This is a genomic window from Dietzia sp. WMMA184 (assembly GCF_002441635.1).
In the GTDB taxonomy this organism is placed as follows: Bacteria; Actinomycetota; Actinomycetes; order Mycobacteriales; family Mycobacteriaceae; genus Dietzia; species Dietzia kunjamensis.
Genome location: NZ_NXEI01000001.1, coordinates 1440264 through 1453576, shown reverse-complemented (window position 1 = coordinate 1453576; position 13313 = coordinate 1440264). Strand labels below are relative to the sequence as shown.

At 70.3% G+C, this 13313-nt stretch carries 11 protein-coding genes; 7 read left to right on the top strand and 4 right to left on the bottom strand.

Annotated features, from left to right (window positions below; translation table 11 throughout):
• Complete coding sequence (locus CK206_RS06685; protein WP_096905924.1) at positions 1-840, bottom strand: formate/nitrite transporter family protein; 840 nt, start codon at positions 838-840, stop codon at positions 1-3.
• Between the two features lie 344 nt (positions 841-1184).
• Between CK206_RS06685 and groES the strand changes: the two genes are divergently transcribed.
• From groES to CK206_RS06665, 4 genes are all read left to right on the top strand, one after another.
• Positions 1185-1478, top strand: coding sequence for a co-chaperone GroES (gene groES / locus CK206_RS06680; protein WP_181694306.1), 294 nt, complete (start codon positions 1185-1187; stop codon positions 1476-1478).
• 122 nt (positions 1479-1600) lie between these two features.
• The gene (gene groL / locus CK206_RS06675; RefSeq protein WP_096905923.1) at positions 1601-3223 is read left to right on the top strand and encodes a chaperonin GroEL; all 1623 of its coding nucleotides are present in this window, start codon (positions 1601-1603) and stop codon (positions 3221-3223) included.
• Positions 3224-3497: 274 nt separating this feature from the next.
• On the top strand, positions 3498-4079 hold the full coding sequence (locus CK206_RS06670; protein ID WP_096905922.1) for a sigma-70 family RNA polymerase sigma factor: 582 nt from the start codon (positions 3498-3500) through the stop codon (positions 4077-4079).
• The gene (locus CK206_RS06665) at positions 4076-5128 is read left to right on the top strand and encodes an anti-sigma-D factor RsdA (RefSeq protein ID WP_254050505.1); all 1053 of its coding nucleotides are present in this window, start codon (positions 4076-4078) and stop codon (positions 5126-5128) included. Before CK206_RS06670 ends, CK206_RS06665 begins: the two co-directional genes overlap by 4 nt.
• A 112-nt stretch (positions 5129-5240) precedes the next feature.
• On the opposite strand, the gene CK206_RS06660 is transcribed toward CK206_RS06665, so the two are convergent.
• The gene (locus tag CK206_RS06660; protein WP_069390006.1) at positions 5241-5663 is read right to left on the bottom strand and encodes a DUF5319 domain-containing protein; all 423 of its coding nucleotides are present in this window, start codon (positions 5661-5663) and stop codon (positions 5241-5243) included.
• Positions 5664-5777: 114 nt separating this feature from the next.
• Here CK206_RS06660 and guaB point away from each other — a divergent pair, with 114 nt between their 5' ends.
• The 3 genes from guaB (at position 5778) to CK206_RS06645 (ending at position 10343) form a co-directional block, all read left to right on the top strand.
• Positions 5778-7313: an IMP dehydrogenase gene (guaB, locus tag CK206_RS06655; RefSeq protein ID WP_069390000.1), complete on the top strand. Its 1536-nt coding sequence runs from the start codon at positions 5778-5780 to the stop codon at positions 7311-7313.
• A gap of 6 nt (positions 7314-7319) precedes the next feature.
• On the top strand, positions 7320-8459 hold the full coding sequence (locus tag CK206_RS06650; RefSeq protein WP_069390001.1) for a GuaB3 family IMP dehydrogenase-related protein: 1140 nt from the start codon (positions 7320-7322) through the stop codon (positions 8457-8459).
• 120 nt (positions 8460-8579) lie between these two features.
• Positions 8580-10343, top strand: a complete 1764-nt coding sequence (locus CK206_RS06645) for an FAD-dependent oxidoreductase (protein ID WP_069390002.1) — start codon at positions 8580-8582, stop codon at positions 10341-10343.
• Positions 10344-10377: 34 nt separating this feature from the next.
• On the opposite strand, the gene CK206_RS06640 is transcribed toward CK206_RS06645, so the two are convergent.
• On the bottom strand, positions 10378-11787 hold the full coding sequence (locus tag CK206_RS06640; RefSeq protein ID WP_256385642.1) for a wax ester/triacylglycerol synthase family O-acyltransferase: 1410 nt from the start codon (positions 11785-11787) through the stop codon (positions 10378-10380).
• A complete protein-coding gene (locus tag CK206_RS06635) occupies positions 11784-13277 on the bottom strand; it encodes a wax ester/triacylglycerol synthase family O-acyltransferase (protein ID WP_069390004.1) in 1494 nt (497 codons plus the stop codon). The genes CK206_RS06640 and CK206_RS06635 overlap by 4 nt, the downstream gene beginning before the upstream one ends.
• Between the last annotated feature and the right edge of the window lie 36 nt (positions 13278-13313).

Below are 13313 nucleotides of genomic sequence, written 5' to 3'. Positions count from 1 at the left end.
TCACTCCCGGGGTGGGTTGGGATGGCCCGCCGGTGCCCCGGGGGAGCGGTCGACCCGCGTCCGTTGCGCGAAGTACAGTCCCAACCCCGCGAGGGTGATCCCGCCGATGAAGTTACCGACATGCACCGGGATCTGGTTCCACAGCAGCCAGTCGGCGATGCTCACATCGGCCCCGAGCATCATGCCCGCGGGGATCGTGAAGTGGTTGACGACCGCGTGCTCGTAACCGAGCGCGAAGAACGTGAGGATCGGCAGCCAGATGGCGAGGATCTTGCCCGAGGTGCTCGTGGAGGAGAACGACATGATCACGCCGAGCGCGACCAGCCAGTTGCACAGCACGGCGCTCAACGTCACCCAACCGAGTCCGGTGACGACGCCGGCTTCCTTGTAGGCCACCGTCTTCTCCACTGCGAGGTCCACCAGGCCCCGGGCCCCGGTGGCGTCGGGTTCGGTCCCCATCCCGGTGAGCACGGAGGTCAGCATCCACGCCGCCGCGAGCCCGCCGACAGTGTGCCCGAGGATCATCCAGCCGAAGATCCGTAGGCAGTCACGCGCCCGGATGCGGCCCTCCATCGCGGCCAGCGGGACCAGCCCGTAGGCGCCGGTGACGAGTTCCCAGCCGAGCAGGACGACCATGGTGAGGCCCAGTGGGAAGAGCACGGCCCCGAGGATCGCCACTCCGGTCGCCTCGGTGGCCACGACGGCCAGAAGGGTGGCCGCGCCGAGCAGGTAGACGGCGAGGAAGCCGCGGAGGGCCAGTTGCCACCCCGGGGCGTCGGCTTTCGCCTCCCCGCCCTCGACTGCGGCGGTGACGATGTCCGGGGGCGCGACTGCGGTCATTTCTGGGCCTCGCTGTACTCGATCGGGATCGGGTCGGGCAGAGGGGGTGGTCCGGTTGATGTCCGTGCGGTGCGGGTGAGCCTACCCGCGGCGCAGGCCCGCGCCGAGCGTTCTCCGATCCCCGTCGGACCCCGATGGCGGCGAACCCGCACGCGGTTTCCTTGAGTGCTGGCACTCGCCTGTGTAGAGTGCCAATAGACACGGAGCTCCGAGGGCGCCACCCGCGACGGTGCACGCGGCAGCCCGGGTCGTACATAAACCACGGGCCGCCTTCCGGCGTCCCGATCTGTCCAACCACACTCCGAGTCGCCCGGCATCCGGGCGGCCACACCCCATACGGGAGGATCATCGTGGCGATCAAGCCGCTTGAGGACAAGATTCTCGTCCAGGCCCTCGAGGCCGAGACCACCACGGCGTCGGGTCTCGTCATCCCGGACACCGCCAAGGAGAAGCCCCAGGAGGGCACCGTCGTCGCGGTCGGCAAGGGCCGCTTCGACGAGGACGGCGACCGCATCCCCATGGACATCAAGGAGGGGGACAAGGTCATCTACTCGAAGTACGGCGGCACCGAGATCAAGTACGAGGGCAAGGAGTACCTGATCCTCTCCTCGCGTGACGTCCTCGCGGTCATCGACTGACGTGAGCTGTTGACCCCCGCCCCGGCGGCGCCGGCCAGAGCCAGGCACCACCGGGGCGGAGGTGTCTCACCCCGCGGTACCCGCCCGTCACGACCACCCACTTCCCTCCAGGAGTTCCATCGATGTCCAAATTGATCGCGTTCGACGAGGAGGCCCGCAAGGGCATGCTCGCCGGTGTCGACGAGCTCGCCGACACCGTCAAGGTCACGCTCGGCCCGAAGGGCCGTCACGTCGTGCTCGCCAAGGCCTTCGGCGGGCCCACCGTCACCAATGACGGTGTCTCCATCGCCCGCGAGATCGAGCTCTCCGAGCCGTTCGCGAACCTCGGCGCACAGCTGGTCAAGAGTGTCGCCACCAAGACCAACGACGTCGCGGGCGACGGCACCACCACCGCCACCGTGCTAGCCCAGGCACTCATCCGCCAGGGGCTGCGCAACGTGGCCGCCGGCTCCAACCCGATGGCGATGGGCAAGGGCATCGAGAAGGCCTCCGCCGCCGTCGTGGAGTTCCTCCGCGCGGCAGCGACACCGGTCTCCGGCTCGGACGCCGTCTCGCAGGTGGCGACCGTCTCGTCGCGTGACCCCGAGATCGGTCGCATGGTCGCCGAGGCCATGGACGCCGTCGGAGTCAACGGCGTCGTGTCCGTCGAGGAGTCCCAGGGGCTGCACACCGAGGTGTCGGTCACCGAGGGCATCGCCTTCGACAAGGGCTTCCTCTCGCCGTACTTCGTCACCGACCCCGACGAGCAGAAGGCCATCCACGAGGACGTGCTGATCCTGATCCACCGGGAGAAGATCAGCTCCCTGCCGGATCTGCTGCCGCTGCTGGAGAAGGTCGCCGAGACCGGCAAGCCGCTGCTCATCATCGCGGAGGACGTCGACGGCGAGGCGCTGTCGACCCTCGTGGTCAACTCGATCCGCAAGACCCTCAAGGTCGTCGCGATCAAGGCGCCGTTCTTCGGCGACCGGCGCAAGGCCTTCCAGGAGGATCTGGCGATCGTCACCAAGGGGCAGGTCATCAGCCCCGACCTGGGCATGAAGCTGTCGGAGTGCGGCCTGGACGTGCTCGGTCAGGCCCGGCGGGTGACCGTGTCCAAGGACGACACGATCATCGTGGACGGTGCCGGCGACCAGGCGGACGTCGACGCCCGCGTCGCGCAGCTGCGCCGCGAGGCCGAGGCCACCGACTCCGACTGGGACCGCGAGAAGCTCGAGGAGCGCGTCGCGAAGCTCGCCGGCGGTGTCGCCGTGATCCGCGTGGGTGCGGCCACCGAGACCGAGTTGACCGAACGCAAGCTCCGCGTCGAGGACGCCGTCAACTCGGCCAAGGCGGCCGTGGAAGAGGGCGTCATCGCCGGCGGTGGCTCCGTGTTGGTCCAGGCGGCCGCGGCACTCGAGCGGCTGGCCGCCGACACCGCCGACGCCGACGAGGCGGTCGGGGTGAACGTGGTCCGCAAGGCGCTGTCCGCCCCGCTGTTCTGGATCGCCGCCAATGCCGGCGAGGACGGCTCCGTCGTGGTGAGCAAGGTCTCCGAGATGGGCCCGCGCGACGGCTTCAACGCCGCCGTGGGGACGTACGGTGACCTGGTCTCCGCCGGGGTCATCGACCCGGTGAAGGTCACCTCCTCCGCCGTGGTCAACGCCTGCTCGGTCGCCCGTATGGTCCTCACGACCGAGACGGCGATCGTCGAGAAGCCCGAGGAGAAGGGCGCCGGCGGCCACTCGCACGCCGGTCACTCGCACTGATCGCGTCCGGCCTCCCGGGCCCCGCTCTCCGCGCTGCGGGGGACGGGGCCCGGCCCCGTTCCGGGCCGGTCACGTGGTCCCGCACGCCCCCCAGCGGTTACGCTTGGCGCTCAGCAGTGGTCCCACGACCCAGGGGTCACACGCCTGTTCTGAGCCCGAGCCGCATCGGCCGCTGACGGGCCGGGACGTGGGATCCGTCGTGACGTGCGTCGCGACCCGAGAGAAAGGCCGTGCCCCGTAACACATCCGTGTAACACGGGGCCCCCGTAATCCGATGACAGGTACAGCAGACGAGTTGGAACTCGCCGTAGCCGAGGCGGTCAAGGGTGACCGCATCGCTGCCACGCGGGTGCTGGAGCTCGTGCGGCCCGGTGTGGTGCGGTATTGCCGTTCCCGCGTCGGCGGCTCGGAGAGGGTCAACCTGTCTGCTGACGATGTCGCCCAGGAGGTTCTGATCGCGGTTCTCTCGGCTCTGCCGGGGTACCGGGACCAGGGACGTCCCTTCATGGCCTTCGTGTACGGGATCGCGGCCCACAAGGTCGCGGACGCCCATCGTGGCGCCGCGCGGAACAAGTCCGACCCCGTGGAGTACCTCCCCGAGGTGCTCTCGACCGACACGGGGCCGGAGGACCACGTCCTCGACGGCGAGGTGTCGAGAGCGGTGAGCCGCCTCCTCGAGACCCTGCCCGAGAAGCAGAGGGAGATCATCCGGCTACGTGTGGTGGTCGGACTCTCCGCGGAGGAGACGGCGGAGATCGTCGACAGTACGGCCGGCGCCGTGCGCGTCGCCCAACACCGGGCGATGAAGCAGCTCCGGGCGAGGATCGAGCAGGACGGAGAGGAGCGATGGCGATGAACGACGAAGTCGATCCCGGCACCCGGGACGATGATGCCTCGCTCCACGTGCATGACGTGGGCGGCCACGACGAGGACCAGGTCGAGGACGACCGGGTCGAGGTGGATCGCGACGACGAGCTCCTCGACGCGCTCGGACGCGGCGACCGTCCCGAGGGGGATGAGCCTCTCGTCGCGCTGCTCGCGGACTGGCGCGCCGAGGTGGACTCGGCCGGACTGCCGGAGCTGCCCAGCGACGAGCAGATCGAGGTGGCCCTCGCCCCGAACGTCTCCCGGCTGTGGCCGCGCCGCGGGTGGGTGCGCTCGGGCGAGCACCACCACGGCCAGCGTCCGGCCCTGTGGCAGGCGGTGACCGGCGCTGCCGCAGTGGCGGCCGTGATCGTCGGCGGCCTGTCCGTGGCCGCGCACAGCGCGATGCCGGGCGACCCGCTCTGGGGCGTGTCCAAGACGATGTTCTCCGACCGTGCCGGGAACGTAGAGCTCGTGAGCGATCTCAGCGAGGACCTCGCCGCCGCGGACCTCGCCGCCCGAGAGGGGGACCGGAACGAGGCCGAGCGGCTGCTCGATGAGGTGAGCGCGCGGCTCGACGAGGTCTCCGACGCCTCCGAACGTGTCGAGCTTATGAAGCGTCGGGACGCCATCAAGCGCGATCTCAGTCGGGTCACCCCGAGCGTCGTCCCGTCGCCCGCCCCGGCACCCGCGCCGGCCCCGTCGCCCCCGCCCGCTCCGGGTGTGGCGACTCTCGTTCCCGGCCTCCCCGTGCCGTTGCCGTCCAACCTGGTCCCCCCGCCGCCTCCGGGGATGCCGGTCATCCCGCTCCCGCTCGACGGGCTGCGGATCTCGACCACGCTGCAGATCCCGATCGACACCCAGCGGATCCAGGATTTCCTGTCACCGACGACCGGACGACAGGGTGACGAGGCGGACGACGACCGGGTGGTGCCGGCGCCGACACCGAGCCGCACCACCGTGACCCAGGTCCCGACTCCCACGCAGCCGGCGCCGACCGACTCACAACAGACCTCGCAGTCGGTCCGTCCGACGAACTGACCCCGCGAAACGACTCGATCCCCGCCCCTCTCGGAGGGGCGGGGATCGAGTCGTCCGGGCCGGGCCGGGCCGGGCCGAACGGGCGGCACCCGCGCACGGCGACCGCCTCCGTTCAGCGGCGCCAGTTGAGGCGACGGGGGCGCAGGGCGCGGGCGGCGTCCGCGTAACCGCGGCAGTACTCCCAGGTCACGTAGTCGTCCGGGATCGGGTCGAAGGCCGGCTCGTGGGGGAGCAGGGAGCCGTCCTCGAGGAGCTGCATGAGGTTGGCGCGGAGCATGTCCCACTCGTGGTAGTGCTCCTCGGCGCAGTCGTCACACTGGACCGCGACCCCCTTCACCCCGATCGGGGCCAGCAACCGACGGAACTCCGCGAGATCCGCGAGGTCCTCCTCGATCGCGCGCCGCTCGTCCGCGTCGAGCGGGCCCGTGGGCATGTCGTCATCGACGGGGTCGAGCTCGGCCAGCTCCGCGGCCGGATCATCCGGATCGCCGGCGAACGGGTCGGGCGGCATTCCGTGCCGTAGGGGATCGTCCACGACCTCCACCGTACCCGTGACCACGGTCTCACGTGGTCGACGGTTCGAGCCGCGGACCCCGGAACCACTATCCTCGAAAGACAGCACCTAGACGACCCCCCAGGAGGACGGCAGATGAGCGAGTCGAATGGCCCCGTGCGTACCGGCGGCGACGACCCGACCAAGGTCGCGATGGTGGGCCTGACGTTCGACGACGTGCTCCTCCTCCCGGCAGCCTCGGAGGTGGTCCCCAGTGAGGTCGACACCAGTACCCGCCTGACACGGGACATCACCCTGCGGGTGCCGCTGATCTCGTCGGCGATGGACACCGTGACCGAGGCCCGCATGGCCATCGCCATGGCACGGCAGGGCGGGATCGGCGTCCTGCACCGCAACCTCTCCGTGGGGGACCAGGCCGCCCAGGTCGAGACGGTGAAGCGGTCCGAGGCCGGGATGGTGACCGACCCGGTGACCTGCGCGCCCAGCGACACGTTGGCGGAGGTCGACGAGAAGTGCGCCCGCTACCGCATCTCCGGACTGCCGGTGACCGACGAGCGCGGTGAGCTGGTCGGCATCATCACCAACCGCGACATGCGGTTCGAGATGGACAAGTCCCGACGGGTCGACGAGGTCATGACCCGGGCGCCCCTGGTGGTCGCGCGGGAGGGCGTCACCGCGGAGGCGGCGCTCGGCCTGCTGCGCCGACACAAGATCGAGAAGCTGCCGATCGTCGACGGTGACGGGCGACTGACCGGACTCATCACGGTGAAGGACTTCGTCAAGACGGAGAAGCACCCCGACGCCACCAAGGACTCGGACGGCCGGCTGCGCGTGGCCGCCGCCATCGGCACCGGGGAGGACGCCTGGCAGCGTGCCGGGGCCCTCACCGACGCCGGGGTGGACGCCCTGGTGGTCGACACCGCCCACGCCCACAACCGCAACGCCCTCGACATGGTCGCCCGGGTCAAGCGGGAACTCGGCGACCGTGTGCAGGTGATCGGGGGCAACCTCGCCACCCGCGGGGCCGCCCAGGCGATGATCGACGCGGGCGCGGACGCCATCAAGGTGGGCATCGGCCCCGGGTCCATCTGCACCACCCGGGTGGTCGCGGGCGTGGGTGCCCCCCAGATCACCGCGATCCTCGAGGCCTCGGTCGCCGCGCACGCCGCGGGCATCCCCGTCATCGCCGACGGCGGTATGCAGTACTCCGGTGACGTGGCCAAGTCGATCGCCGCCGGCGCCTCGGCCTGCATGTTCGGGTCCCTGCTCGCGGGGTGCACCGAATCGCCGGGTGAGCTGATCTTCGTGGACGGCAAGCAGTACAAGGTCTACCGCGGCATGGGTTCGCTGGGCGCGATGCGTGGGCGCGGCAAGCCCGGGCAGGAGAAGTCGTTCTCCAAGGACCGGTACTTCCAGGACGATGTGCTGTCCGAGGAGAAGCTGGTGCCCGAGGGCATCGAGGGGCGGGTCCCGTATCGGGGAGACGTCGGTCAGGTACTCCACCAGCTCGCCGGCGGGCTGCGCGCAGGCATGGGCTACACCGGAGCCGCCACCATCCCGGAGATGCACCGTGCCCAGTTCGTCCAGATCACGGCCGCGGGGCTCAGGGAGAGCCATCCGCACGCGATCCAGATGACGGTCGAGGCCCCCAACTACAACGTCAAGGACTGAAGTCGCGTGCGCAATGTCGTGGAGATCGGCCTGGGTCGCGAGGCCCGTCGGATGTTCGGGCTGGGCGAGGTCGACATCGTCCCCTCCCGCCGGACCCGCAGCTCCAAGGAGGTGTCCACCTCCTGGCAGATCGACGCCTACCAGATGGACATCCCGGTGATGACACACCCGACCGACGCGGTGGTCTCCCCGGACTCGGCGGTGGAGTTCTCCAAGCTCGGTGGTCTGGCCGTGCTCAACGGAGAGGGACTGTGGGCCCGTCACGCCGATCCCGGTGCCGTGATCGCCGAGCTGCGGGAGCTCGCGCTGGATGACGTGACCGGACACCGGGCCGTGGCGCGACTGCAGAAGCTGCACCGTGCCCCGATCGACCGCGAGCTCCTCGCCGCCGCGGTTCACCGCATCCGCGACGAGGGCGCGACCGTGGCGGTGCGGGTCTCACCGCAGCACGCGCGCGAGCTCACCCCGGGGCTCGTCGCGGCGGGGATCGACCTGCTGGTGGTGCAGGGCACGATCATCTCGGCGGAGCACGTCAGCGGTGAGGACGCCCCGCTCGACCTCAAGGAGTTCATCGGTGGCCTCGATGTCCCGGTGATCGCCGGCGGCGTCGTCGACTACAAGACCGCCCTGCACCTCATGCGCACGGGCGCCGCCGGTGTGATCGTGGGATACGGCGGGGTCGACGGCATCACCACCACCGGCCAGGTGCTGGGTATGGAGGTCCACATGGCCACCGCGATCGCCGACGCGGCCGCAGCCCGGCGGGACTACCTCGACGAGACCGGAGGCCGCTACGTGCACGTGCTGGCCGACGGCGACATCTACACCTCCGGTGACATCGCCCGCGCCGTGGCGTGCGGCGCCGACGCGGTGGTCCTGGGTCCGCTGCTCGCCGGCTCGCTGGAGTCCCCGGGCCGCGGTGTCTACTGGGACGCGGTGTCCGCCCACCCCAAGGTGCCGCGCGGGCATGTGTCCGAGGTGGAGGACGAGACGGCCCTGGCGCCACTGGAAGAGGTCCTCGAGGGGCCCACCAGCGTCCCCGACGGCACCCGCAACCTCATGGGCGGACTGCGTCGCGCGATGGCGAAGTGCGGCTACTCCGATGTCAAGGGTTTCCAGAAGGTGGACCTGTCCGTCCGGCCCTGACCGCCCGACCATGGGTCGGACGCATCCACACTCTGGACAAACCGGGGCCTACTGTCCGGTAGGTTCGATGGTGCTCGGGTACTGTGATGCCCACCATCGACCACTCCTGGGAGTTGCACCATGACGCCGCACGCACCATCGACCCCGACCGACGCCCCCACCACGCCGACGGACACGGATGTCGTCGTCATCGGATCCGGTTTCGGGGGCAGCGTGACGGCCCTGCGGCTGTCGGAGAAGGGGTACCGCGTCACGGTCATCGAGGCGGGTCGCCGCTTCGAGGACGCGGACCTGCCCAAGACGTCCTGGCGACTCCACCGGTACGTGTGGGCGCCCAAGCTCAAGCTGTTCGGGATCCAGCGCGTCCACATGATGCGTGACGTGATGATCCTCGCGGGCGCGGGCGTGGGCGGCGGCTCCCTCAACTACGCCAACACCCTGTACAAGCCGACCGGCCAGTTCTTCAAGGACCGGCAGTGGGGCCACATCACGGACTGGGAGTCCGAACTCTCCCCGTTCTACGACCAGGGCCGCCGCATGCTGGGCGTGGTCACCAACCCCACGCACACCCACTCGGACGAGGTCATGAAGAAGGTGGCCCGCGACATGGGCGCCGAGGACACCTTCGTCTACACCCCGGTCGGCGTGTTCTTCGGCGAGAAGACCGGCGGTCAGGGCAAGCCCGGCGAGCTCGTCCCCGATCCGTACTTCGGCGGGGTGGGGCCGGACCGCAACGCGTGCATCGAGTGCGGCGAGTGCATGACCGGCTGCCGGCACAACGCCAAGAACACGCTGATGAAGAACTACCTCGCCCTCGCCGAGCGCGCGGGCGCCCGCATCCTGGACCGGACCACGGTCAGCGACCTGCGCGAGCGCGGCGACGGCACGTGGGAGATCACCCTCGAGCGGACGGGCGCCTGGACGCGTCGCGGCAAGCGCACCACCACGGTGACCGCCGGTCAGGTCGTCGTGGCGGCCGGCACCTGGGGAACCCAGCACCTGCTCCACTACGCCAAGGACTCCGGGTCCCTTCCCAAGCTGTCGGATGCGATCGGTCGGCTCACCCGCACCAATTCCGAGGCGATCCTCGGGGCGATGCGACCGAACTACAAGCCGGAGCAGGACTTCTCCGAGGGTGTGGCCATCACGTCGTCGTTCCATCCCCGCCCCGACACCCACATCGAACCGGTCCGGTACGGCAAGGGCTCCAACGCCATCGCCATCCTGCAGACCCTGCTGACGGACGGCGACGGGCCGCTCCCGCGGTGGCGCACCCTGCTGAACGAGGTCCGGCGCGAGCCGGCCATGTTCATGCAGCTGTTCTACCTGCGCCGCTGGAGCCAGCGTTCGGTGATCGCGCTCGTGATGCAGAACCTGGACAACTCGCTGCAGACCTACGTCAAGCGCTTCGGTCCGTTCAGGTACGTCACCAGCAAGCAGGGTCACGGGGAGCCCAACCCCACCTGGATCCCCGCCGGAAACGAGGCCACCCGCAAGATCGCCGAGGAGATCGGCGGCCTGCCCGGGGGCACGTGGGGCGAGATCGCGAACATCCCGCTCACCGCCCACTTCCTGGGCGGCTGCGTGATCTCGGATTCGCCCGAGACCGGGGTCGTGGACCCGTACCACCGCGTGTGGAACTACCCGACGATGCACATCGTGGACGGATCGGCGATCTCCGCGAACCTCGGTGTCAACCCGGCGCTCAGCATCACCGCCCAGGCCGAGCGGGCCATGTCGCTGTGGCCCAACAAGGGTGAGGCCGACCAGCGCCCGGCCCAGGGCGAGGACTACCGGCGCCTGTCGCCGGTCCCGCCCGTGTCGCCGATGGTCCCGGAGGCCGCGCCGGGAGCCCTGCGGCTGCCGATCGTCCAGGTCAGCTGACGGTCTACCCGTGGTCAGGAGGCGGTGAGCCCGGTCAGGGGGCGGTGAGCTCGAGCAACTCGTCGAGCGCCGCCGTGATCCCGCGGGCCACCGCGTCCGGGTCCGGCACCAGGTGTTCGCACGAGATCACCCCCAGGTCGAGCCGCCCGTCGGTCGACAGGCTTGTCACGGACAGCCCCGCACCGTGGAGCAGCGGGCCGAAGGGGTGCATGTGGGTGATCCGCGCGCCGAGGAAGTAGAGGGCGTGACGGGGGCCGGGCACGTTCGAGACGATGAGGTTGTAGATCACCGGGTGGACGTCGGCGAGTCTCAGCGCCTCGTACGCCCGCATGCCCATGTCGAGTAGCCGACGGGGGCCCATGCGGGCCCAGTTGTCCAGGAGCGCCGGTCGGATGCTCGCGGCCTGGCGCTTCGTGGTCTCCGCTGCGGCGGAGATCCGCTCGTACCGTTCGACCGGGTCGGCCACATCCGTGGCCAGGGAGGCGAACATGGCCGACACCTGGTTGGCGCCACCGGTGGCCAGATCGTCTCGGGTGGACATGGGGACGATCGCCACCATGGAGGAGGCGGGGGCGTCTCCGTGGGCCTCGAGGTAGGACCTGACAGCGCCGCCGACCACGGTGAGGAGGACGTCGTTGACGGTGCCGCCGAGGCGGGCGGTGACGAGCTTGACGGACGCCAGGTCGAGTGATGCGGTGGCCACGGCGCGGTGCGGGGTGAGCGAGTGGTTGAAGAGGGTCCGCGGCGCCGTGAACGGGGCCGGCATGGATTCCCCGTGGCCGGCCCGGCCGCGGGCGCGTCTCATGGCCGCGGGGACCGACAGCGTCTCGGGGAGCAGACGGAGGAGGGCCAGGGGCCGGCCCAGCACGTCGCGGGCGCCACCGGCGATCAGTTGCAGGGTGTTGGCCCGTCCGACGTGCGTGCGCACGAGCGCGGGATCCTGGTCGGGCGTGGTGGCGTCCGTCGCGGCGAGGGCGGAGAGCAACTCGGCGCCCAGCATCCCGTCGATCACCGAGTGGTGGACCCGGCAGAACGCGCTGACGGTCGGCGCGTGCGGGTCACCCCGTTCGATGATCCAGACCTGCCACAGCGGGTGGGCGCGGTCCGGCGGGGTGGAGGCGAGTCGACCGCACGTCTCCAGCAGCTCGTCCTCGGTGCCGGCCGGCCCGAGTGCGATCCGGCGTAGGTGGTGGGTGATGTCGAAGTCGAAGTCCTCGACCCACGCCGGGTGGCCGGGGTTCCACGGTGAGTCGTGGACCTTGCGGCGGAACGGGGGGACGGCCTTGACCCGGCGGGCGAGCCCGGATCGGAGGCGTTCGAACGAGTAGCCCTCCTCGATGGTGGTCACGTCGAGGTGGACCAGGCCGTTGATCACCATCACCTGCTCGGGGGTCTCGAGGTAGAGGAAGCTCGCGTCGAGCCCTTCATCCGTTCCACGTGTCAGCCCTCCCCGGCGGCCGCCGACCGCGCCGCCTCCCGGGTGAGTTCCAGCAGCCGGGCCATCGCCTCCCGGATCCCGGTGGCGAGCAGGTCGGGGTCGGGGGCGAGGTGCTCGCAGGCGTTGATCCCCACGTCGAGTCGACCGCCCATGGACATGGCGGTGACCGAGAGTCCGGAACCGTGCATGAGGGGCCCGAGCGGGTAGACGTGGGTCACCCGGCATCCGAGGAAGTCCAGTCCCTGACGGGGCCCGGGGATGTTCGACACGACGAGGTTGTGCACGACCGGGTGCAGGTCCGCCAGGTGGAAGTCGCCGTAGATCCGCATCAACATCTGCAGGGTCCTGGCGGGGGCGAGCGTGGCGACGTCCTGGATGAGGTCCGGCCGCATGCCGTTCTTCGACTGCTTCTTGCCCCGGTTGGTGCGGGCGGAGATGGCGCGAAGGCGCTCGAGCGGGTCCGCGATGTCGGTCCCCAGGGACGCGAACAGGACCGTCACGCGGTTGTTGCCCCGGGAGCCCTCGGCGTCGCGGGTGGAGACGGGGACCACGGCGACGAGCGACGTGTCGGGCAGGTCGTCGTGGGAGCGCAGGTACCGCCGCAGCGCGCCGCCCATCACCGCCAGGAACACGTCGTTGACGGTCACGCCGAAGGCGTCCTTGATCTCGCTGATCTCGCCGAGGTCGAGTGAGGCACCCCAGACCGCCCGGTGGGGGGTGATGGTGGCGTTGAAGCGGGTGCGGGGCGCGGTGAACGGTGCCGCCCTGGGGACGACGACGAGGTCGTCCGTGGCGTCGGCCGTGCCCGTCTCCTCCGGGGCCGGATCGTCCGACTTCTTCCTGGCCGCCGTGGCCCTGCGCAGTGTGAAGGCGAACGCGGCGACCTCGGGTACCAGCCGGGCCAGGGTCAGCGGGCGACGTACGGAGAAATCCCACCACCCGCCGGCGAAGAGCCGGATGGGGTTGGCGTTGCCCGCCTCGACGCGGACCATGTCGAGGTCGCGGGCGGAGGGCTGCTCTCCGGCGGAGGCGAACTTGCGCAGGATGTTCGCGCCGTTGGCCCCGTCGAGGATGGCGTGTTGAGCCCGGAAGTACACGACGATGGTGTCCGGTTCGGTGAGCCGCTCGAGGACCCACATCTCCCACAGGGGGCGTGACCTGTCCAGCGGGCGGCTGCCGAGCGTGCCGCACATCTCGAACACCGCGCGGTCGTCACCGGGGTGGTCCACGTCGACGCGGCGGACGTGTGCGGTGATGTCGAGGTCGTATTCCTCGACCCAGGCGGGGTGGCCGAGGTTGAGCGGGGAGTCGTAGATCTTGCGGCGGAGTTCGGGCAGTTCCTTGATCCGGCGGCCGAGCTCGGTCCGGAGCCATTCGAAGGAGTACCCGACCTCGAGGCCGGAGACGTCGACGAAGAGGACTCCGCCCACCACGAGGGGTTGCTGGGCGGTTTCCATGTACAGCAGGCTCGCGTCGAAACCGGTCATTCGCTCCATCGATGCGCTCCAGCTCTCTCGGTCCGGGGCCGGCCG